At 65.3% G+C, this 22,147-nt stretch carries 14 protein-coding genes; 3 read left to right on the forward strand and 11 right to left on the reverse strand.

Annotation, left to right across the window (positions count from 1 at the left end; translation table 11 throughout):
- Window positions 1-81 precede the first annotated feature (81 nt).
- From DBV14_RS15675 to DBV14_RS15710, 8 genes are all read right to left on the reverse strand, one after another.
- Window positions 82-1,041 (reverse strand): ABC transporter permease, encoded by a 960-nt coding sequence (locus DBV14_RS15675; protein WP_124460083.1) that lies wholly within the window; start codon window positions 1,039-1,041, stop codon window positions 82-84.
- Window positions 1,042-1,081: 40 nt separating this feature from the next.
- Entirely contained in the window at window positions 1,082-2,086 is a 1,005-nt protein-coding gene (locus DBV14_RS15680) for a sugar ABC transporter substrate-binding protein (RefSeq protein ID WP_124460084.1), read from the reverse strand.
- Between the two features lie 195 nt (window positions 2,087-2,281).
- Window positions 2,282-2,548, reverse strand: a complete 267-nt coding sequence (locus DBV14_RS15685; protein ID WP_124460085.1) for a hypothetical protein — start codon at window positions 2,546-2,548, stop codon at window positions 2,282-2,284.
- A gap of 25 nt (window positions 2,549-2,573) precedes the next feature.
- Window positions 2,574-3,071 carry a pentapeptide repeat-containing protein gene (locus DBV14_RS15690; protein WP_124460086.1) on the reverse strand — a complete coding sequence of 166 codons (498 nt, stop codon included), beginning with the start codon at window positions 3,069-3,071 and terminating at the stop codon, window positions 2,574-2,576.
- A gap of 285 nt (window positions 3,072-3,356) precedes the next feature.
- A complete protein-coding gene (locus DBV14_RS15695; protein ID WP_124460087.1) occupies window positions 3,357-3,887 on the reverse strand; it encodes a hypothetical protein in 531 nt (176 codons plus the stop codon).
- Window positions 3,888-3,982: 95 nt separating this feature from the next.
- Entirely contained in the window at window positions 3,983-4,261 is a 279-nt protein-coding gene (locus tag DBV14_RS15700) for a hypothetical protein (RefSeq protein WP_124460088.1), read from the reverse strand.
- Entirely contained in the window at window positions 4,258-9,108 is a 4,851-nt protein-coding gene (locus DBV14_RS15705; protein ID WP_124460089.1) for an RHS repeat-associated core domain-containing protein, read from the reverse strand. The genes DBV14_RS15700 and DBV14_RS15705 overlap by 4 nt, the downstream gene beginning before the upstream one ends.
- 51 nt (window positions 9,109-9,159) lie before the next feature.
- Window positions 9,160-12,177 (reverse strand): type VI secretion system Vgr family protein, encoded by a 3,018-nt coding sequence (locus DBV14_RS15710; RefSeq protein WP_124460090.1) that lies wholly within the window; start codon window positions 12,175-12,177, stop codon window positions 9,160-9,162.
- A 217-nt stretch (window positions 12,178-12,394) separates the two neighbouring features.
- Between DBV14_RS15710 and aspT (DBV14_RS15715) the strand changes: the two genes are divergently transcribed.
- The 3 genes from aspT (DBV14_RS15715) to DBV14_RS15725 all read left to right on the forward strand — a co-directional run bounded on the left by aspT (DBV14_RS15715) (window position 12,395) and on the right by DBV14_RS15725 (window position 17,500).
- Window positions 12,395-14,059, forward strand: a complete 1,665-nt coding sequence (gene aspT / locus DBV14_RS15715; protein ID WP_311732839.1) for an aspartate-alanine antiporter — start codon at window positions 12,395-12,397, stop codon at window positions 14,057-14,059.
- 28 nt (window positions 14,060-14,087) lie between these two features.
- Window positions 14,088-15,776 carry an aspartate-alanine antiporter gene (gene aspT, locus DBV14_RS15720; protein ID WP_124460092.1) on the forward strand — a complete coding sequence of 563 codons (1,689 nt, stop codon included), beginning with the start codon at window positions 14,088-14,090 and terminating at the stop codon, window positions 15,774-15,776.
- A 68-nt stretch (window positions 15,777-15,844) separates the two neighbouring features.
- Window positions 15,845-17,500 carry a bifunctional aspartate transaminase/aspartate 4-decarboxylase gene (locus tag DBV14_RS15725; protein ID WP_124460093.1) on the forward strand — a complete coding sequence of 552 codons (1,656 nt, stop codon included), beginning with the start codon at window positions 15,845-15,847 and terminating at the stop codon, window positions 17,498-17,500.
- Between the two features lie 27 nt (window positions 17,501-17,527).
- On the opposite strand, the gene DBV14_RS15730 is transcribed toward DBV14_RS15725, so the two are convergent.
- The 3 genes from DBV14_RS15730 to aroC all read right to left on the reverse strand — a co-directional run bounded on the left by DBV14_RS15730 (window position 17,528) and on the right by aroC (window position 22,137).
- Window positions 17,528-19,687: a metallophosphoesterase gene (locus DBV14_RS15730; RefSeq protein WP_124460094.1), complete on the reverse strand. Its 2,160-nt coding sequence runs from the start codon at window positions 19,685-19,687 to the stop codon at window positions 17,528-17,530.
- 144 nt (window positions 19,688-19,831) lie between these two features.
- A complete protein-coding gene (locus DBV14_RS15735; RefSeq protein WP_260397061.1) occupies window positions 19,832-21,007 on the reverse strand; it encodes an MFS transporter in 1,176 nt (391 codons plus the stop codon).
- Window positions 21,008-21,024: 17 nt separating this feature from the next.
- Window positions 21,025-22,137, reverse strand: coding sequence for a chorismate synthase (aroC, locus tag DBV14_RS15740; protein WP_124460096.1), 1,113 nt, complete (start codon window positions 22,135-22,137; stop codon window positions 21,025-21,027).
- Window positions 22,138-22,147: the final 10 nt, after the last annotated feature.

A 22,147-nucleotide genomic window follows, 5' to 3' on the forward strand; every position in this document is an offset into this window, starting at 1 on the left:
CGGCGCGAGCGTCGCCCCGAACAAGCAGCGCAAAACACGCGCACAGCAACGATGCGAAGTGCGTAGAAGCGGTGCGTCATGCTAACGAGCCCCCCGGCGCGACAGCTGGTCCGCAGCCACGGCCAAAATCACGAGCACGCCCGTCACCAGCACCTGGTAGATCGACGACACGCCCATCAGCGTCAGACCGTTGCGGAACACGCCCACGATCAACACCCCGATCAACGAGCCCAGCACAATGCCGCGTCCACCGAACAGGCTGGTGCCGCCCAGCACCACCGCCGTGATGGCGTCGAGGTTCTCGGTCTGGCCCGCGTTCGGATCGCCCACGCCCGTGCGCGCCACCGACAGCAGCGACGCAATGCCGTACAGAACGCCCGCCGCCACGTACACGCCCAGCAGCACGCGCTGTGTCGGAATGCCCACCAGCCGTGTCGCTTCGGCGTTGTTGCCGACCGCGTAGATGTGCCTCCCCGCGGCCGTCTCGCGCAGCACGAACCAGGCGAGCGCATACAGCGCCACCATCAGCACCGAACCCCATGCCACTTCGGCGCTGCCGATGGCGAAGGTGGTGCCCAGGCCCGTGAGGCCGCTGGGCAGGTCGGTGATGGTCTGCGACGACGAATACAGCTGCGTGATGGCGAACGCGATGTTCAGCGTGCCCAGCGTCACGATGAACGGCGGCAGCTTGATGCGCGTCACCAGCAGGCCGTTGAGCAAACCGAACAACGTGGTCACGCCGATGCCGCAAAGAATGGCCACCGGGACCGGCAGGCCGAGCTCGGTCGCGAACTTGGTCATGATGATGCCGCCCAGCGCCATCACCATGCCGCACGACAGGTCGATGCCCGCCGTGAGAATGATCAGCGTCTGGCCGATGGCGATGACGCCGACCACCATCACCTGCTGCAGGATCAGCGAGAGGTTGCCGCCCGTCAGGAAGCGGTCGGACTGGGTCGCGAAGAAGATGCATGCGCCAAGCAGGGCCAGCCACGGCCCCAGGGCGCCCCACGGAATGTGGTGCGTTGCGGATTTCGCCATCGATGTGTTCTCCCTGGGGCTCTCTGTTCTGTTTGCCTGCTTACTTCTTGCCCCAGCACAGCTCGGCGCCGGTCTTGGTGTCCTTGCTCTCGACGCCGGCCACGCTCTTGCCGGCGATCAGCGTCACGCCGGTGTCGACATAGCCCGAGGCCTTCTTGCCGGTCTTGGCGAACTCCACGCCCGCTGCCACGCCCATCGCGGCCATCTTCAGCGGGTACTGCTGCGAGGTCGCGGCGATGATGCCGGCGTTGGTGTCCTTGATGCCCTGGCAGCCACCATCGACCGAGACGATCATCACGCCCTTCTCCTTGCCCGCGCGCTTGAGCGCGTTGTAGGCACCGGCCGCGGCGGGCTCGTTGATGGTGTAGACCAGGTTCACGTCGGGCGCCTTCTGCAGGCAGTTTTCCATCACCGTCTGGGCCTTGGCCTGGTCACCGAAGCTGTCGGCCATGCAGACGATTTCAGGTGCCTTCGACAGCTCGTTCGACTTGGCGTCGTTCGCCGCCAGCCCGAAGCCCTTCATGAAGCCGTTGTGGCGTTGCGCGCCCACCGGGTGGCCCGGCAGCAGGTCGAGCGCGACGATCTTCGGCGTCTTGCCGGCCATCGCGGCCTTGGCGTATTCGCCGATCAGCACGCCGGCCGTGTAGTTGTTGGTGGCGAACAGCGCGTCGGTCGCTTCCGGCGGATCGGCCGGGCTGTCGAGCGCGATCACCATGATGCCCTTGTCGCGCGCCTTCTTGATCGCCGGCACGATGGCCTTGGCGTCGCTCGGCGTGATGAGGATGGTCTTGGCACCGGCGGCAATCATGTTTTCCATCGCCGTGATCTGGCCCGCGTTGTCACCGTCGGCCTTGCCCGCGCCCGACAACAGCTTGGCGCCCAGCTTCTTGGCCTCTTCCTGCGCGCCCTCTTTCATCTTCACGAAGAAGGGGTTGGTCTCGGTCTTGGTGACCAGGCCGATGACCGGCTGGTCGGCCGCGAAAGCGGCGCCCGATGCGGCAAGGGACATGGCCGCCATGGCCAGGAGGGTGCGGGAGCTGAACATGGTTTGTCTCCGTGGGCAGGCGGCCATGCGCCTGCGGTCTGTTGAACCGGATGCGTGCCCTGCATGCAAGACAGGGCGCGGCCTCCGAACGCAGACGGACTATCGATCAGCGAAGCGACTAAATCAAGTGGCTTTAGTTATCGAAAACCCGGAGGCGGGAGACGCGAATCTGCAGAGGCGCGGCATCGTTCCGGCTCAGCGCGAGAAGTGCTGCTCGACGATGGCGCCGGAAGATTTGTCGATCTTGAATACAGGCTCGGGCAGCGCCGCCAAGGCGCCTCGATGGCCTTGCGGCTTGTCCTTTGCGATCAGTTGGACCACGTAGATCGCCGGGTTTTCTTCTTCCGTGATTTCGGCGCGATAGCGTGTGAGGTCGAGGCCCAGCGAAACAGCGCGCGCCTGGGCAATGGCCACCGCCGCCGCATGGGTTGCGGGGCCGGTGCTTCGCGCCTTGGAAGTCATCTCTCCCCTTCGCTCTGTTTATCTCTCAGTTGTTGATCACGGCGTTGCTGAACTCGAGGTCTTCGAATTGGCTGCCGGTGAAGTTCACGCGCTGGCCCCGCAGGTTGCTCGCGTTGATCCGTGTGCCACGGCAGTCGAGCACATCGACCTGCGACCACGAAGCGCTGTCGAAGCTGAGCCCGGTCCATATGCATTGCCTGAACGTCGAACCGCTGAGCCGCGCGGCATTGAACTTCGAATCGCTGAAGGTGCAGCCGACGAAGGTGCAACCGGTAATGCCGATGCTCTCGAAATCGCAGGCGCTGAAGGTGCAGTTGCTGAACTGGCAACCGGTCCAGCCCGCCTGCTTGAACGTGGTGGAGGCAAAGCTGCTGCCGGCGAAGGTGCTGGACGCAAATTGGGCGAGGTTCAGGTCGAGCCCGACATAGGCAAAGCTGTCGGCCTGCCCCGAGAGTCCGGCCGGTGCACCGCCCGCGCCTTTGCGCCAGCGGTCGTGGTCGAGGATGATGATTTGAGAAGTCACTGGCAGCTCCCATTCGTGTTATCTGGATATCGAAGGTATTCGAGACACTGTTCGTATTGCTCGATTTCCTGAAGAGGCTTTTTCTGAAGCTCTTCAGGACTTGCCAGTGTGCTTCGAACGTTGATGAAATCGCTTCCACTGACGGGAAATATCCCGAAATACCGGTACTGATTCATCTTGTTCGGGGTCCAGTTGCCCCAAAAATCAGAAAGCTCTATTTTTTGCAGCAGGAATCCCCGCCAACAGTCGATTGCGCACTCCTCGAGTCATGCAGGCATGACAACTTCACCCTGAAACTGCAAGACCCCAAGCAGACCAATCACTTATTTGCACAGCAAACTTTCGATCTTCCGCTTGAGCCGAAATCTCATCTTTTATCTCTTTACTTCCTTCTATCTCGTCCTCGTCTCGAGAAGAAAAAATCATCGCGCGACTGCCGCGAGAAACAAGATAGTCTTGGGCAACCTTGTACCGATATATCTCAACAACATCCTCCGTCGTCGCATTCAGGGATTCGACGTCGTTTTCCAAAAAGAATAAATTGAAACTGGAAAGAGCAAAGTACAGCTTGTTCTCAAGAGCCTGCTCAAAGCCAGCATCCTGCTCGTCAACGATGGATTCTTCGATATTTCTATCGAATTTCTTGAAGTCAAAGCTTGTGGCTTGACCTTGCAATAGCGCCACGCAACTTTCAAAGCAGGCATCAAGCTGCACGCGAGGCGACGCATTGCCGCTCAGCAAGAAATCCCTGCCACGAATCAATGCCTTCAGTGCAACATAAAAAGGCGGCTTCTGACTATCTTCCAGATGCATCACGCCTGATCAATTCCACCTGGCGGCCGTTCGGCAGTGCGCCCCTTGCGCGTCGCAGTCGAGGCTCTCGATCTCGTCATACGCCGTTTTGGGAGAAATCAATCGAAAACTCCGTCTTCAAAATGCATATGCTCCTGAGCCGCACTCGAAAATTTCCCAATGAATTCAGGTGTTGAATCCCTCTCCGACTTCACCTTGAAATTACCGCTCTCGACAGCCCAGTCGTAGACAGAAATTCCCACCGGATATTTTGTCAAAACACCGGTTAGTCCATGCTTTTCTATCCAGGCAAAAGCATCTTCCTTGGCCTCAAAAACCGCCGAAGGAAACTTCGAATTTGCCCCATTGAAAATCCAGACCTCCTTGATTTCTTTCATTTGCAATCCTCAGGTAAATTACTGTATCGATGCCACCGCTGAATCCTGTCGACGGATGATCTCAACTTTGCCTTGTTGTTTTCGATGAAACCACGTTGAGCAGCGGTCAATTCTTCGGAGTTGTTGATCGGCTTTCCGTTCTGCCCTATCTGGATATTCAAACCACCCTCGCCTCTCAAATGAAAATGAGCAGGCGCGTGATCTCCGCTCCTGACATAGTGCTCCAGCCGCAACCCGCCATCTTGAGCAATTATCTTTTCCGGCAGCTTTGGCTCAGTCGAGTTTCTCTTGCTTTGGCATGGCTTTGGTCCTTTTTTATTCAGCCCTAGCGGATCTACCCATTGATTGGGGTTCGGCGCGTATTGATGGAGATGATTCCCCCCCTCCAGGCCAATGGGATCACGACTTGCATACCGGCCACTGCTCGGGTCGTAGAAGCGATGGCGGTTGTAGTGCAACCCGGTTTCGACGTCGAAATATTGACCCTGAAACCGAATCGGACTGGAGATGCCCGCGCTTCGCCCCGCCTCGCTGATCGCCTGCCTGGCCTCGCCCCACGCCTTGTACTGCGCGGACCAGGCAATGCGCCCTTCATGGTCCGTCAGTTCCTGCGGCGTGCCAAGGTGGTCGCACTGGTAGAACGCCATCTCCCTTGGCTCGAAGGCCGCGGGCGCCGGCTGCTGCGCCTCGTTCCACAGCGGGTCCCGCTCGATGTCGTATCGCCCGCTGTTGCCGGCCATCAGCGCCTTCACATCCGTGGTCTGGTGCAACGCAACGGCCTGCGCCTGCCTGATCTGCATCAGCGGCACGAACGAGCCAGGCTCATGGATGTAGTGAACGCTCTCGCCGCGCCCTGCCAGCTCCTGCCGGCCCTCGATGCTCTGCGTGCTCTCGAACGCCAGCGTGTCTCCATCCCAGCCGAACGACGTGACCGCCTCGCGCGACCGCTTGGCAATGCGCCGCCCCAACGCGTCGTAGTCGAAGCGCGTGGTCTGGTCGTAGGTCGTGGCACTTCGCATGCGGTTGAAGCCGTCCCACGTGAACACGGTCTTCTCGCCGTTGCGCAGCCGCTCGATGAGGTTGCCGCGCTCGTCCCACTTGTAGTGGGTTCCCGCATAGTCCTTCAGCAGGTTGTCCATCAGCTTGCCGGCCATGCTGCGGCCATCGCCGTCGAGGCGAACGGCAACGCGGTTGGTGATGCGGCCCGCGGCCTGCGTGTCCGCGCCCGCCTCGTCGGAAGGATTGCCGATGTTCCCCGCCGGGTCGAACGCAAAGGTCTCGCGCCCCAACCGGCTGTTGGCTTCGAGCAGACGCCCGACGGGGTCATAGCGGTAGTTGAGGCTGCCGCGCCGGCTGTCGCCGATGGCAACCAGCTGGCCGGCCTTGTCGTAGGCATAGCTGCGGCGAATGCCCGCAACAGCCGCGGCCGAAGCCCCGGCCACCCCGGGCCCGGTCTGCGATATCTGCTGCTCGAGCAACCGGCCGGCCGGGTCGTAGCGCAGCTTCTGCGTCAGCCCGTTGCCCTGCTCTCGCGCGATCTCGCGGTGCAGGTCGTCGCGCTCGAAGCCGAGGATGTCCCGCCCATCGACGAGCAATCCGTGCACATGGCCTGAGCCGTAGGTGAGCCATTGGGTGGTGTGGCCATCGGGGCGGATGGTGCTCACGCGCTGGTTGAGTTCGTCGTACCCGTGGCGCCAGACGGCCGTGCGTCCGCTCTCCAGGTAGTGCTGGTGCTCGCGCGCCAGGTTGCCTGCGCGGTCGTAGAACCATTGCAATCGCGCATCGCCATTGACGGCTTCGACCAGGCGCCCGTTGCCGTCGTACGCGAAGCGCTCCGACTGCCCGGCGGCCTGGCGTTCGGCGAGGCGGCCCCGCGGATCGAATTCGAGCGTGGTGCCGTGGCCCGCATCGACCACCTCGGCCAGCACGCCGGTGCTTTCTTCATAGCGATACCGGGTGGCCTTGCGGTCGAAGCCGACTTCTTCGAGCAGCCTGCCGACGGGGTCGTAGCGGAAGTCGTAGCGGCTGCCGTTCTCGTTGTGCAGCTCGGTCAGCCGGCCCAGCAGGTCCCACTGGTAGCGCAGCGCGTGGCCGGCGGCATCGACGCGTCCGGCAACGAGGCCTGCGCGGGTGTAGCTGTAGCGCGTGCGGCGGCCCAGCGCATCGGTGTGCGCGAGCAGGCGGCCTTCGGCGTCGTGCGCGAAGTGCTCGCTGGTGTCGTCGGGCAGCACGATGGCTTCGAGCTGGCCTGCGTGGTTGCTGGCGTTGTTGTCGTCGTCGCTGCCATCGCCCTGCGCTTGCGCCGCCGCAACGGCCGCGCCCACCGGTGTGTAGCGGTAGCGCGTGGCATGGCCGGCTGCGTCGGTGGCCTTGACGAGCCGGCCGCGGCTGTCGTACGCCCAGCTGCTGACCTTGCCCGAGCAGTCGGTGTAGCTCGCCAGCTCGCCGGCCGGTGTGTAGGCGAGCGTTTTCACGCCGCCCTTCGCATCGGTGATGCGCACCGGCTGGCCGGCGTTGTCGTAGGCGTATTCGGTCTTGTGGCCGAGCGGATCGATCTCTTCGACGAGGTTGCCCGCGGCGTCGTGGTCGCGCTTCCAGACGCCGCCCTCGGCATCGAGGATGCCGGTCACGCGGTGGCGCGCGTCGTATTCGTAGTGAACGCTGCTGCCGTCGGCGCGCGTGTGGGTCTTCAGGTTGCCGTTGGCGTCGTAGACGTAGTCGTCGGTGGTGCCGTCGGTGTGGATGTGGCGGGTGATGTTCTTGTGGCTGTCGCGGAAGAACCATTCCTCCAGCTGGTCGGGATGAACGATGCGGTAGGTGTAGCCCAGGATGTCGCAGTAGTACCAGGTCTCGTGGCCAAGGGCGTCGGTGAGGTAGGTCAGCCGGATGTTCCTGTCCCACTCGAGCTTGAGCGCAAAACTGCCGTCGTCGCTCCACTCGCGCACGGCCCTGGCATCGACGCCGGTGCCGTCGTACTCGAGGTTCATGCCGCGCCCGGTGCGGTCGGTGTAGCGGGTCACCAAGTGATGGCTGTAGCTGTAGCTCCAGCGCGCGCCGTTCTCGTCCTGCGCGGAAACCAGATCGCCTTCGGCATCGTGCACGTAGGCGGCCAGCTGGCGCACGACCTGGCCTTCCTTGATCTCCCACAGGCTTTCGATGAGCCCGCTTTGCGCATGCGGGCGCGTGCCTGCATGGGCGAGCGTGACGTCGCCGAGCTTGCTGACGATGTCGCTGAGCACCTGCTCGCCGGTGGCGGCGATCACATGGTCGTAGCGCAGGCCGATGGCGGCGCCGCCGCTGGCGTGTTGGGCCACGAGGCGAAAGTGCCGCTTGCCATGCGTCGCGACCTTGGCGGCCACGGTCTCGACAAGCTCGTAGGTTTCGCGCCAGTCGGCGGGCGTGCCGGCCGGCAAGGGCTTGCCGAAATCGAGCGTCAGCAGGGCCTCGCTCGGGCGGGTGAGCGTCACTTCCTCGATGGGGTCGTGGTGGCTCTGCCCCACCGCCAGCAACGGGTACGCATGGCTGCGGCCATCGGCCCCGTGATAGATCAGGCTGGGCTGCCCTTGCCTGGAACCCTTGGTGGGCGTGCCGACATCCACGCGCGTGCTGTAGGGCGTGATCCAGCGTGCGCCGAGCGCGCCCTGGTCGAAGCGCCCCAGGTTGCTGCGGTAGGTGCGCGTCCAGGCAATCGGCAACGGCGCGGCCAGCTCGAAGTCGGCATGCGTGAAGCTCTCGCAGCCGGTGGCAAGGCTGATGGCCGCGCCCCTGGCGGAAGGTGCGGGGCAGTTCTTGCAGCCGGGGTCTCCGCCGGGTCCGGCCTGCGCGGACGACAGGCCCAATTCACCGCCCGGATTCCTGCTGTCGACCCGCGTGCCACCGGAGGCATGCAACAGACCGCCCTTGCGGTTCTTGCGCCGCAGCAAGGCCTTCTTCAGGACCATGAGCAGCGACTTGATGCTGTTCCGCTCGGCCTCGCTGGCCATCGCCTGCAGCTTGCCGCGGGCCACCCGCTTGATGTCGAGCAGGTTCCCCATGGTCTCGCGGACCATGGCCGCCGCCCAATCGGGGATCAGGCCCGAGAGCTTTCCGGCGGTGTAGTTGACGCCCGCCTTGGCGGAGTTTTGTACCGAACTGCCCCACGAGCTCAGCGTGGCGAGCAACCCGCCCATGGTGGTCTGGGTGTCGGGGTCGTAGGTCTTGGCCTCCATCTGCACGGTGATGGTGAGCAGCGGCTTGTCGCCGAGCCCGCGCTGCATGACATCGACCATGGCGTTGACCACCGAGTCGACCATGTCGGCGCAGTCGTTCAACATGCCGTCGAGCGTGGCGATGGCTTCGTCGACGAACTTGTCGATCGATCCCGCGATGGTGTCGTGCAGGTGCCCAACGGCGACGGTGACCATGGCTTCGCCTGCGTTGGCAAACGCGCGCCCGGCCTGGTCCTTGATGACGCGCCCGACGTTCTGCCGGATCAACGCCAGCATGGGCCGCAAGCTCATGCGCGCCGCCGCCATGGTCGGCGGAACCGGAATGACGCCGATCACGTTGATGGCCACGGAAACCCATTCGAGGAACTGGTTCCAGCTCTTCTTCTGGACCATGCGAACCACGTCCATGATGGCGTCGGCGAGCGCCATGATGTTGCCGACCACGGGAATGGCGCCCGCAACGGTCGACAGGCGCTCCAGCGTGATCCAGTCGTCGCTGATGCCTCGCAGCCAGGCGTCCAGCTTGGCCGCGCCGGCACCGATGTCTTTCTGGTCGATGGTGTTCAGGGGCGCGACCGCCACCTGGGGCTCGCGTTCCTCTTCCGCGAGTTGATTCTGCTGCGGCGTTTCGCCTGCCATGTTTTCCCCCTGACCTGAATGTCTTGTTGTTGATCCGGCCCCGGGCTGGGCCTAGCCTGCGAAGCCTGGTGTCCTGCCCGGCATGCGATCCGGCAGCCCGGCGACTGCGGACACAGCGGGCATTCCCGGCATGGCCGGCAAGGACGGCAAGGACGGCATGTTCGGCAGCAGCCTGGACGCCATGCCCGGCGCAGCCTGGGCGACCTGGCCGAGCAAGGCCTTGGCGCCGCCCTGCTGCAGGGCCTGCACCGCACCGACCGCCTGTTGGGCAGTGCCGACCGCCTGCTGCGCCGTGCCTGCAACCTGGCCGATTTGCCCCATGAGGCCGTTGCCCTGCCCCAGCAAACCGCCCGCACTGCCGGCAAGGCCGCCGAGCAGGCTTGCCGTGCCGCCACGCCCGCCGACCAGGCTGGCGGCAGCGCCACCGAGCCCCCCGGCCAGCGCGCCCGAGATGCCGCCACCGCCCGCCCCGTCGCCCTCCGCCGCACTCGCCGGCCGGGCGGGCCAGCGGTCGGGCTCGCCGAAATAACTGCCCCTCACCCACGGGTCGCTCGGGTCTTCGCCGAAGGTGACCTTGGCCTGCCCGATAGGCAGCCCGGCCAGCGATGCAAAGCCGTTGCCGTCGAGCTTGCCGCTGTGCGTCGCGCCTTCGGAATCGACCACGGTGTAGTCGCCTTGCCGCACGCCCTGCCGCGTGGCGCCGTCGCCCTTCACGTATTGGTGGTACAGGTCGAGCTGCCCCTTCGGCAATTGCGTCGGCTGCGGCAGCCTCGGCGGGCCGTCGCTGTTCGGGCCCACCATCGAGTGCGATGCCGCGTGCGCGCGCCACAGGCCGTTGGTGCCGCTCTCGACACCGCCCGCGCTCCATCGCGTGTAGCTGGAGCCCCCGTTGATGAGGATCTCTTCCTTCGCGGTGATGGTGATGCGGTTGGCCTCCATCTTGATGTCGAGCTTGGCCAGCACGTTGATGCTGTCCTTCAGCGCGGTGATGTCGATGTCGGCCGCCGCGGCCGCCATGCGGATGCCCTTGTTGAAGGCCACCATGCGCACCGCGTCCTTGGCGCTGACCAGGAAGCTGTTGCCCGCCGCAAAGCTGGCGTGCGCGCCGCTGGTGATGGCGGTGTGCTCCACGCTCACGATGTGGGTGGAGCCCTGCGCCGTGGCCTGGATGCCCGCCGGGCTGGCCAGCGTGAGGTGCGGCTCCTGGAACTCGGGGAACTGGCCCTGCTCCTTGTTGCCGCCCTGCCCCTTGATCGCGTCGGTCTGCTCCTTCAGGCTCTTCGCCACTTCGTCCTGGTCGCCGGCCTCGTGCGCCTTGGCCGTGCGCGCCGCTTCGCCCAGGCTCTCGTGCAGGTCGCGCCCCTGCGTGAGCCGCGCCACGGTCTCGGCCATGTCGGTGATGTGCGCCTGCGCGTTGGCGCGGGCCTCGGTGCTCACCAGCAGGCCCTTGGCCGCGCGCACCACGCCGTGCCCGTCGGTGCGCAACTCGAAGCCCTGGCCGCGCATGTCCTTGCGGCCCGCCGTGTCCTCGATGCGCGCGATGTGCCCCATGCTCAACTGGCTGGCCTGGTGGTCGCTGCGCAGTTGCGCCTGGATCTTTCCGTTGCTGTCGTCCAGCACCAGGTGGTTGCCGCGCCCGCCACCCAGTTCGCGGCTGCGGATGCCCGACAGGTGCTTCTGCTCGGGCAGTTGCCATGCCGGCATGGTGTCCGCGTTGTGCACGCAGCCCGTGACGATCGGGTAATCGGGGTCGCCATTCAAGAAGTCGACGATTACCTCCATGCCGATGCGCGGCACCGAGGTCATGCCGAAGGTGGACCCGGCCCATGCCGTCGACACGCGCACCCAGCAGCTGGAGTTTTCGTTGTGCTGGCCGATGCGGTCCCAGTGAAACTGCACCTTGATGCGGCCGTACTGGTCGGTCCAGATTTCTTCGCCCGACGGGCCCACCACCATCGCGGTCTGCGGCCCACGGGTGCGCGGCTTGTCGGTGCTGCGCGGTGGTCGCCATGCATAGCTGGTGGGTTGCACCTCGAACGCGAAGCGCTGCACCGAGCCTTCGGTGCCGTCCGCGCCTTCGCTGGCCTGCAGGTTTTCTTGCAGGTGATAGGCCACGCTCAACAGCAGGTACTGCTGGTTCTGGTCGGCCTTCGGATGGCCGGCAAGCCGCATCGTGTGGCCGGTGGCCAGCGTGCGCAGGTTGGCGCGTCCGGTGGCGCGGTTGCGCTGGCTCAGTTGCTCTTCGTTGCGGATGCGCGCGTAGGTTTCGCCGTCGCCGTGCTGCACGAAGCCGCCCGGCCACTCGTACTGCTCGTAGCTGTCGTGGTCGTGGCCCGGTGGCATCTGCCGCAGGTGGGACAACTCGGCCTTGGGCTTCTCGAAGTCGTAGTCGTCGTTGTAGTGATGGCCGGGGCGCACTTCCTCGGCAATTTCCCACGCATAGATGCGCTCGCGTTGGCCCATGCCGGATTTTTCAAGCGGGTGGTAGCGCACCTCTTCGCCGCCGGGCAACGGGCTGTGGGCATTGCCGATGTCGTCGGCAAACACCAGCACGTGTTGCGTGGCCTCGTGCCTGAAGTAGTAATAAATGCCTTCGAGCTCGCACAGGCGCGAGACGAAATTGAAATCGCTCTCGTGGTACTGCACGCAGTAGTCCCAGCGGCGGTAATCACCGCGGCTCAACTTCTGCTCGATCGGGTAGCCGTAGCTGCCCAGCACCTCCATCAATATCTCGGGCACCGTCTTGCCCTGGAAGATGCGGAAATCGCTGCGGCGCGTGGCCAGCCAGAGCCATGGGCGCAGCCTCAGGCTATAGAAGGAATGGCGCGCGTCTTCCTGTTCCAGCCCGAACCGGGTGGCAATGCCGCCCAGGTAGCGCACGCCGCCGCTTTCGGTTTCCACCGACACGGTGGACGCCTTGCCCAGCAGCGCCTTCGGGTCCAGGCTGTTGCTGTTGCCCAGCAGGTCGATGTCGAATGCGTACAGCTGGCTCAGCGCCTCTCGCCCCACCAGCTTGCGAAATTGCAACGCCTCGCCCATGGGCGTCTGGATGGTGACGCGGCGGTTCATCGCGGTGCCGCGCCCGGCTCGTAAGCCGAATTAATCAATTGAAATTGGTTGATTAAATATATTGTTTTAAGAATAAGTTTCATCGATACCTCCCCTTGCACATTTTCACAATTATTTTAAATGTTGATTTATCGTAAGAGCCAATGCGGAATCATCAACAAGCCAAATCAATTGCAAAAATAGGGGCCAGGCAGTGGTTGGCGAGCTGATTTCGGTATTGAAAAACCAGCCCGAAATAGCGCTCTTCCTGGTGCTCGCCATCGGCTACGCCGTGGGCCAGATCCGCTTCGGCCCGATCCAGCTGGGCGGCATCTGCGGCACGCTGATCGCCGCCCTGGTCGTGGGCCAGCTCGGCATCCGGCTCGACGACAGCGTGAAGAACGTGTTCTTCATGCTCTTCATCTTTGCGCTCGGCTATGCGGGCGGCCCGCAGTTCTTTGCCAACCTCGATGCCAAGGGCTTGCGGCTCGGGCTGCTGTGCCTGGTCGAAGTCGTCGCGGTGCTGGCGCTGGTGCTGGGCGCCACCTTCTTCATGTCGCTCGACCAGGGCACGGCCGCGGGCCTGATGGCCGGGGCCGCGACCGAATCGGCGGTGGTGGGCACTGCAACCGACGCCATCTCCAAGCTGGCCTTGCCGCTGGCCGACATCCAGCAGTTGCAGGCCAACGTGGTCACGGCCTACTCCATCACCTACGTGTTCGGCCTGATCGCCATCGTGGTGGTGACCAGCCAGGTCTTTCCGCTGCTGCTGCGCGTCGACCTGCGCGCCGAAGCCGACAAGCTCTGGAAGCAGATGGGCGGTGGCGGCGACGACCCCGACGCCGCCAGCGCCACGCCCGAAATGGTCGGCCGCGTGTTCCAGGTCACGGTGGGCCGGGGCCGCACGATCGGCGAGCTGACGGCCATCTTCGGCGGCCAGGCCCACATCGAGCGCGTGATGCGGCGCGGCCAGAGCCTGGCCGTCGAGCCGGCCTTGCGGCTGCAGGCCTTCGACCAGGTGCTGGCCATCGGGCGCCGCGCCGCGCTGGTCAACGTGGCCGAGCTGCTGGGCCGCGAGTTCGCGGACACCACGGCCTTCGATGCGGTGGTCGAGACCACCGAGGTGGTGGTCAACCGGCGCGAATGGTTCGGCCGTGACCTGCGCGCGCTCGACGCGGCCCTGCCGCCCGCCGTGCAGATCGTGGGGCTGGCGCGCGACGGCAACGCCATGCCGCTGCTGCACGACGTGACGCTGCAGCGCGGCGACGTGCTCAAGCTCTATGCGCCCGTGCCCGACATGAACGAGGCGCTGGCGCTGGTGGGCGACCGCGTGGTGGTTTCCACGCGCAGCAACATCAGCTTCGCGGCCATGGGCATCTTGCTGGGCGTGTTCATCGGCACCTTCAGCGTCAAGCTCGGCGGTATTCCGTTTTCGCTCGGTACTGGCGGCGGCGCCCTGCTCACCGGCCTGGCCTTCGGCTGGTACCAGGCCAGGAACCCGCACCGCCTGAGCGTGCCGCCCGATGCGCTCGCGCTGATGAAAGACCTGGGCCTTGCCACCTTCATCGCCTGCGTGGGCCTGGCCTCCGGGCCGCAGGCGCTGGCGCTGGTGAAGAAGTTCGGCATTGCGCTGCCGCTGGTCGGCGTGGCCGTGGCGGTGGTGCCGGCCAGCATCTCGCTGTTCATCGGCCACAAGCTGCTCAAGCTCGAAGCGCCGGTGCTGCTCGGCGCCATTGCCGGCCAGCAATGCAGCACGCCCGCGCTCAGCGCCGTGCAGAACGCGGCTGGCAACGCCACGCCGCTGCTGGGCTACACCATCACCTATGCCATTTCGAACGTGGTGCTGCCGCTGATGGGCCCGCTGATCGTGGCGCTGGCAGGGTTGGTGCATGCGGCGAAATGAGAACCGAAACCTGAAAGGACGTTGACCTATGGAATGGCTGCATGAACTGTTCAAGAAGTCGCCGGAGATGGCGCTCTTTCTTTCGCTCGCGGTGGGCTACTGGATAGGCAAGATCAAGTTCGGCAAGTTCCAGCTCGGCGGCGTGGCCGGCTCGCTGCTGGTGGCCGTGATCGTGAGCCAGGTGGGCGTGCAGATCGACGCCGGCGTGAAGGCGGTGCTGTTCGCCCTCTTCATCTACGCGGTGGGCTTCGAGAGCGGGCCGCAGTTCTTCAGCTCGCTCGGCAGGCAATCGGTGAAGGAAATCATCCTGGCCGCGGTCATGGCCGCCACCGGCCTGGCCACGGTGGTGGTCATGGCCAAGCTGTGCGGGCTCGACAAGGGCCTTGCCGCGGGCGTGGCGGCCGGCGGCCTCACGCAGTCGGCCATCATCGGCACGGCCAGCGACGCCATCGGCAAGCTCGGGCTCGCGGCGGCCGAAACGGCGCGGCTGCAGAGCAACGTGGCCATCGGCTATGCGGTGACCTACGTGTTCGGCTCCTTCGGCGCCATCATCGTGTGCGTCAACATCCTGCCCAAGCTCATGGGCCGCAGCATCCGCGACGACGCCATCGCGGCCGAGACGGCCATGCAGGCCGGCGTGAAGGTGCTCGGCCCCGACCAGGAAGAAGCCGCGCCCTCGCTGGTCGGCCGCATCTACGAGCTGACGAGCGACCCGAAGCACACGGTGGCCGACATCGAGAACGCGAACCCCGCGACCACCATCACCATCGAGCGCGTGAAGCGCGACGGCAAGTTCGTCGAGGTGAGCCCCGAGCTGGTGCTGCGGCAAGGCGACGTGGTGCTTGCCGTGGGCCGGCGCGACGCGGTGGTGGCCAGCGCGCCGCTGCTCGGCAAGGAGGTGTTCGCGGTCGATGGCATGGAGCTCACGCTGCACAAGCGCGAGATCGTGCTGACCAACAAGGAGTTCGACCACAAGACCGTCGACGAAATCCGCAAGGCCACCGCCGGCGGCGTGCGCCACGGCATCTTCGTGACGGGACTCAGCCGCATGGGCAAGGTGCTGCCGATGCAGCCCGACACCGTGGTGCAGGCCGGCGACCTGGTGTCGATCTTCGGCGCCGAGCAGGACGTGAAGCGCGTGGCCGCCCTTGTCGGCGACGTGATCGTGCCGAGCGCCAAGACCGACTTCGTGTACCTGGGCGCCGGCCTCGTGGTGGGCCTGCTGGTGGGCCTGCTGAGCGTGAAGATCGGCAACATCCCGCTGACGCTGGGCGCCGGCGGTGGCGCGCTGCTGGCGGGCCTGCTGTTCGGCTGGTACCGCGCCAAGCGCCAGACATTCGGCGCGCTGCCGCCGCCCGCGGTGCAACTGCTCAAAGACCTGGGCCTGGCGGGCTTCGTGGTGGTGGTGGGGCTGTCTTCGGGCCTGCAGGCGGTGGAAACGGTCAAGCAGCTGGGCCTGACCATCTTCGGCGTGGGCGTGGTCGTGACCATTGTCCCGATGCTGCTGACCATGCTGTTCGGCCGCTACGTGCTTCGCTACGGCAACACCGCCATCTTCGCGGGCGCGCTGAGCGGATCGCGCAGCGCCAATCCGGCCTTCGGCGAAGTGCTCGACAAGGCCGAGAACACCGTGCCCACCGTGCCCTTCGCCATCACCTATGCGCTGGCGAACGTGTTCCTTACCCTGCTCGGCCCGCTGATCGTCGCGCTCGTCTGAGCGCGGCGCCTGCGCGCCATTCCACTTCATTCATTGATTCGTTTTTCTCTCAACCAGGAGCTTTTGCAATGGATTTCAGCGACGTGAAAAAACTCGGCGGGCTGAGCCCCTTCGAACTGAAGGATGCCCTGATCCAGGTCGCCAAGCAGAGCGATCGCCTCATGCTCAACGCGGGGCGCGGCAACCCGAATTTCCTGGCGACCACGCCACGGCACGGCTTCTTCCAGTTCGGGCTGTTCGCCATGACCGAGAGCGAGCGCTCGTACATCTACATGGAAGGCGTGGGCGGCTTTCCGCAACGCGAGGGCATCGAGTCGCGCTTCGAGATTTTCGCCAAGGCCCATGCGGGCGAGCCGGGCGTGCGCTTCATCGAAGCGGCGGTGTCGTACGTGCGCGACCAGCTCGGGCTGTCGGCCGGCGACTTCATCTACGAGATGTGCGAGGCCATATTGGGTTGCAACTACCCGGTGCCCGACCGCATGCTGCGCCTGAGTGAAATCATCGTGGGCCAGTACATCCACAAGGAGATGATCGGCACGCATCCCTTCGTGGGCAAGTTCGACATGTACGCGGTCGAGGGTGGCACCGCCGCCATGACCTACCTGTTCAACAGCCTGCGCGAAAACCACCTGCTGCAGCCCGGCGACACCATTGCGCTGGGCATGCCGATCTTCACGCCGTACATCGAGATTCCGCACCTGAACGACTACCAGCTGATCGAGGCGCTGATCGATGCACCGCCCGAGAACAACTGGCAGTTCACCAAGAAGGAGCTGCAGAAGCTGCTCGACCCGAAGGTCAAGGCATTCTTCCTGTGCAACCCGAGCAACCCGCCGTCGGTGAAGATCAGCGACGAAGTGCTGGGCTACATCGCCGACATCGTGAAGCAGCGGCCCGACCTCATCATCCTGACCGATGACGTGTACGGCACCTTCGCCGACAACTTTCTCTCGCTGTTCGCGATCTGCCCGCGCAACACCATCCTGGTGTATTCGTTCTCCAAGTACTTCGGCGCCACCGGCTGGCGCATGGGCGTGGTGGCCACGCACGAAGACAACATCCTCGACCGCCAGATCGCGGCGCTGTCCGAAGCCAGGCTGAAGGAACTCGACGCGCGCTACAGCTCCATCACCACCGAGCCGCGCAAGCTGAAGTTCATCGACCGGCTGGTGGCCGACAGCCGCACCGTGGCACTCAACCACACGGCCGGCCTGTCGACGCCGGTGCAGGCGCAGATGGTGATGTTCTCGCTGTTCTGCCTGATGGACGAACCCGATGCGTACAAGAAGTCGATGAAGCACATCGTGCTGCGCCGCAAGGAGGCGCTGTACCGCGAGCTGGGCATTCCGCTGGAAGCCGACCCGAACTCGGTGAGCTACTACCACCTGCTCGACCTGCAGTCCATTGCCACGCAGATGCACGGCGAACGCTTCGGCCAATGGATCGTGACCAAGCTGCAGCCGAACGAGGCGCTCTTCCGCATTGCCGAAGAGACGAGCATCGTGCTGCTGCCCGGCCGCGGCTTCGGCGGCAAGCACGCTTCGGGCCGCGTGTCGCTGGCCAACCTCAACGAGTACGACTACGCGAACATCGGGCGCTCGCTGCGCAAGCTGGCGTCGGAATACTTTGCGTTGTTCGAAAAAGAGAGCGGGGGTGGGCGCGCGGCCAAGGGCAGCGCGGCACCTGCGAAGAGCAAATCTGCCAAGGGCGGGAAGAAGAAGTAGCTCCCCGCCCTGCCCCGTGGTGGCTCGTCAGCTCGCCTTGCGAGCCGTGAGCCACTGCGACGACGCCAGCGCCGCGGCGACCACGCGCACCTCGCCGATGTTGCCGAAGAAGCCATCGGCGCGGTTGCCATCCCACGAACCGCCGCCTACCACCCACGGCGAGGTGGCCCCCAGCGTGGCCAGGCCCTTCGCGCCCGCCACGTTGCGCAACACCGGCGCGCCTTCCACGTACATCGTGGTGTCGTGCGACACCGGATCGTTGACGATCGCGATGTGCACCCAGCGGTCGGCAATCACTTCGCCCGACCAGTTGGTCACCGGGTCGGTGGTTCCGGCCGGGCTGGGCACCACTTCCCACTGCACTTCGCGCAGGCTGGAGATGGCGAACAGCATCGGCGGTGCTTCGCCGTCGCCCCCCGTGTAGCCCGACAGGTCGCCGCGCCGGCCGTCGCGCGTCATGATGTTCATCCATTTCTGGTTGTCGCTGGTCCAGCTCTTGTCGATCTTCATGAAGACCTCGACCGTGTAGCCGTTGTCCAGCGTCTGCGCATTGATCGGCGCAGCCGCGTCGGTGAGAAAGTAGCTCATCCGCGCCGGATTGCCGTTCTTGTCCCGGATGGTGTTGAGAAAGCGCACCGAGCCCGGCGCAGCCGACAGGTAGTGGCGGTCGTCGGTCCACACCACGTCGCCATCGACAGCGCCCACGATGCCTCCCTGGTTCAGCGCATCGCGATGCAGCGGGTTGGTTCCCGTGACGTCCGCGATCACGGTGCCCGGCAGCACCGGCTGGTTGACCGTGCCACCGAAGAAGCGCCAGTGCGCCAGCGTGTTGGCAACCTTCGGGTAGTCCTCCGAATTCGCGGCGGGCCGCTGCTCGGTCACCGCGGGCTCCTTGTAGTTGGCAAGGATCATCGCGCGGGCCTGATCGACCAGCGAACTGGCGACGGTGGCGCTGCCCGTGCCGAAGCTCTTGTTGAAGCCCGCGAAGCGCTGCGCGAAATCCATCTCGATGGTGAAGGCTTCGTTGGGCGTGGTCAGCACGGCCTGGTCGAAGGTGTTCAGCGTGGCGGCCGGCTTCTGCGGCACCCAGGGCGAGAACGACAGCACCTTGATCTGCTTGTGCGTCAGGTCGAATTCGTACAGGCGCATCAGGCCGTTGCCGCCCTGGTAGGCCATCTGGTAGTCGACCACCATTTCCTCGACCTTGTGGCCGAAGTCGTTGGTCTTCGTGAGGTGCGCGGCGCCGTGGTGGTGGCCGTTCAGCGTCATGAAGATCTGGTCGTTGTCGCGGACCAGCTTCTCCCACAGCATCTTGCCGTAGTCGGTCTCCAGCGGGCTCACGGCGTCGGGGGCGATGTTGAGCAACTGGTGGTTGACCAGGATCACGGGCAGCGTCGGGTTCTTCGCGATCACCTGGCGGGCCCATGCAATGCCGGCATCGGACACACGCCACGACAGCGACAGCACCATGAACTTCTGGCCCTGCGCCTCGAACACGTGGTACTCGTGAAAGCCGCTGGCATCGCGCGCGCCGAAGGTGGCCTGGCGCTTGGCGCGCTCGGTGCCGAACCACTTCAGGTAGGGCTCGGCGGCGAGCGTGCGCGTGGCATCGGTGCCGCCCACCGGGTCGACGCCGTAGTCGACGTCGTTCAGCACGTCGTGGTTGCCGGCGAGGATGCTGTAGGGCTGCTTCGCGTCTTCGAGGAACTTCATGGCGGCGTCGGCCACCTTCCACTGGTCGGGCTTGCCGACCTGGTCGACCACGTCGCCCAGGTGAATGGTGAAGGGGATGTTCAGCGCCTTGGCGTTGGCCGCGATCCACTTCGTCTGCGCCGCGAAGGGCTCGCTGCCGAAGCGCTTGTCGTACTGGCTGCTTTCGTCGGTGGTGGCATAGCGCGCATAGAACTGCGTGTCGGGCATCACGGCGATGGCGAAGCTGGAGATCTTTGTGTCGGCCGGTGGCGGCGGTGCAGGCGGCACGCCGCCGGGCAGCAGCGGAAAGCCCGAGGCACCGCCGCCACCACCGCCGCAGGCAGCGAGCAAGGCGCTGCTGCCGCCGACGGTCAGCAGCGATGCGCCGAGCTTGAGCATCTGGCGGCGGGGAGAAGACGTCGACTCGGAATTCGATTCGGCCGGGGAAGGAGCGAGCGGCGCGCGTGCGCCGCGGGGGTCGTCGGAAACAGACATGGTCAAGGGAAACGTTGCGAAGCGCGCAGCGTAAAAACATGCGGTGACGCAGGCGTGTAAGACCCATGACACTTTCGGCACGCGCCCCATGCGCGCCGATGCACACCCTCGACAGACCCTCGCGATGGGCCCTCTGAATATCCGTCAGGCCGCGGCCATGCGCTCCTGCTTGTCCAGCCTCACCACCTGCCACGCGCACAGGCTGCCCACCACCGCCAGCATGGCCGCCAGCGCGAACATCGTGCGGTAGCCGAACTCCTGCGCCACGGCCCCGCCGAGCAGCACGCCGAGTACGCCGCCGAAGCCATAGCCGATGACCGTGAACAGCGCCTGCCCTCGACCACGCAGCTGGCCGGGGAAGCGGCGCGACACCACGGCGATGCAGGTGGTGTGGTGCGCCGCGAAGCTCAGCGCATGCAGCCACTGCGCCACGATCAGCGCCGCGATGAAACCGCCAAGCCCCGCCGTGAGGCCGAGCCGCGCCACCGCGGCAATGCCGCACAACAGCATCCAGCGCGGCATGGGCAGCAGGCCGATGAGCCGGCCCTGCAGGAAGAACCAGACGATCTCGGCCACCACCGACAGCGCCCACAGCAGGCCGATGGTGCTCTTGCCGTAGCCGATGGAATCCAGGTAGAGCGAGAAGAAGGCGTACACCGAGAAGTGCGACATCACCTGGAAGAACAGCGCCGCGAAGAACCACTGCACCGCCGGGTTGCGCAGCACCGGGCCGATGGGCACCTTGACGGCGTCATGCGCGGCCGGCGGCTCGCGCAGGTCGGGCAGCTTCATGGTCGCGACCAGCACCACCGCCAGCGTGCCGGCGGCCCAGAACGGAAAGTGCTTCATGCCGAAGCGCTCGAACCATTCGCCCGCCACGAACACCGTGACCAGGAACCCGGCCGAACCGCACAGCCGGATGCGCCCGTAACGGCCCCAGTCGCCGGCCACCAGTTGCGCCATGGCCGCTTCGGTGAGCGACATCATCGAGCTGGTGTGGGTGAACATCACGAGCAGCACCAGCGCCAGCCACCACGCGCCGCCGTGCCACCACAGGCCGAAGGAGCTGGCCAGCGCCACCGCCGCGCTGAAGCGCAGCAGCTTGACGCGCTGCCCGGTGTGGTCGCTGAGCGCGCCCCAGGCATAGGGCGCGAACACCCGCGTGATCGACTGCACCGAGGCCAGCAGGCTGATGGTGAAAATCGGCAGCCCCAGGTCCTTGAGCCACAGCGGCAGGTAGGGGTTGAAAAAACCGATGTGCGCGAAATAGCTGGCCGACAGACCAGCGAATGCCAGCAGGTGGCCGCGTCCGGCGGCCACTGGTGGCGGGGCGGACACTAGAGGAAAGACGCCTGGGGCGACGAGGCTTCGGTCTTTTGCGCGTCGGCCTGCGCGTCGCCGCACTGCGCGCGGTTGCGCATCACGTGCTCCATGACCACCAGCGCCAGCATGGCTTCGGCAATGGGCGTGGCGCGGATGCCGACGCACGGGTCGTGGCGGCCCTTGGTGACCACCTCGACCGGGTTGTTGTGGATGTCGATGGACTGGCGCGGGCTGATGATCGAGCTGGTGGGCTTGATCGCGATGGACACCTCGAGGTCTTGCCCCGAGCTGATGCCGCCCAGAATGCCGCCGGCGTTGTTGGTGACGAAGCCGGTCGGCGTGATCGAGTCGCCATGCGTGGTGCCGCGCTGCGTGACGCTGTCGAAACCGGCGCCGATTTCAACCGCCTTCACGGCGTTGATGCCCATCATGGCGTAGGCGATTTCGGCGTCGAGCTTGTCGAACAGCGGCTCGCCCAGGCCCACCGGCACCTTCGTGGCGGTAACGCGGATGCGCGCGCCGCACGAATCGCCGGCCTTGCGCAGGCAGTCCATGTAGTCCTCCAGCGCGCTCACGTCGGCCATGGGGGCAAAGAAGGGGTTGTTGGGCACGTGGTCCCAGCTCTCGAAGGGAATGGCGATTTCGCCGATCTGCGTCATGCAGCCGCGGAACACCATGCCGTACTTTTCGGCCAGCCACTTCTTGGCGATCGCGCCGGCCGCCACCATGGGCGCCGTGAGCCGGGCCGAAGAGCGCCCGCCACCGCGCGGATCGCGAATGCCGTATTTCTTCCAGTAGGTGAAGTCGGCGTGGCCGGGGCGGAACTGCTGGGCAATCTGCCCGTAGTCCTTGCTGCGCTGGTCGGTGTTCTGGATCAGCAGCGCGATGGGCGTGCCGGTGGTCTTGCCCTCGTACACGCCAGAAAGAATTTGCACCGCATCGGGTTCCTGGCGCTGCGTGACGTGGCGGCTGGTGCCGGGGCGCCGGCGGTCCAGGTCGCCCTGGATGTCGGCCTCGCTCAGGGCCATGCCCGGGGGGCAGCCGTCGATGACGCAGCCGATGGCCGGGCCGTGCGACTCGCCGAAATTGGTGACCGCGAAGAGTGTTCCGAAGGTGTTGCCGCTCATGGTGGGGATT

This window comes from Variovorax sp. KBW07 (assembly GCF_003852515.1).
In the GTDB taxonomy this organism is placed as follows: domain Bacteria; phylum Pseudomonadota; class Gammaproteobacteria; order Burkholderiales; family Burkholderiaceae_C; genus Variovorax.

Coding starts and splice junctions, on each gene's coding strand:
- DBV14_RS15730 (WP_124460094.1), bottom strand. CDS start 19,687: ATGTCTGTTTCCGACGACCCCCGCGGCGCACGCGCGCCGCTCGCTCCT.
- DBV14_RS15685 (WP_124460085.1), bottom strand. CDS start 2,548: ATGACTTCCAAGGCGCGAAGCACCGGCCCCGCAACCCATGCGGCGGCG.
- DBV14_RS15725 (WP_124460093.1), top strand. CDS start 15,845: ATGGATTTCAGCGACGTGAAAAAACTCGGCGGGCTGAGCCCCTTCGAA.
- DBV14_RS15675 (WP_124460083.1), bottom strand. CDS start 1,041: ATGGCGAAATCCGCAACGCACCACATTCCGTGGGGCGCCCTGGGGCCG.
- DBV14_RS15680 (WP_124460084.1), bottom strand. CDS start 2,086: ATGTTCAGCTCCCGCACCCTCCTGGCCATGGCGGCCATGTCCCTTGCC.
- aspT (WP_124460092.1), top strand. CDS start 14,088: ATGGAATGGCTGCATGAACTGTTCAAGAAGTCGCCGGAGATGGCGCTC.
- DBV14_RS15705 (WP_124460089.1), bottom strand. CDS start 9,108: ATGGCAGGCGAAACGCCGCAGCAGAATCAACTCGCGGAAGAGGAACGC.
- DBV14_RS15700 (WP_124460088.1), bottom strand. CDS start 4,261: ATGAAAGAAATCAAGGAGGTCTGGATTTTCAATGGGGCAAATTCGAAG.
- aroC (WP_124460096.1), bottom strand. CDS start 22,137: ATGAGCGGCAACACCTTCGGAACACTCTTCGCGGTCACCAATTTCGGC.
- DBV14_RS15710 (WP_124460090.1), bottom strand. CDS start 12,177: ATGAACCGCCGCGTCACCATCCAGACGCCCATGGGCGAGGCGTTGCAA.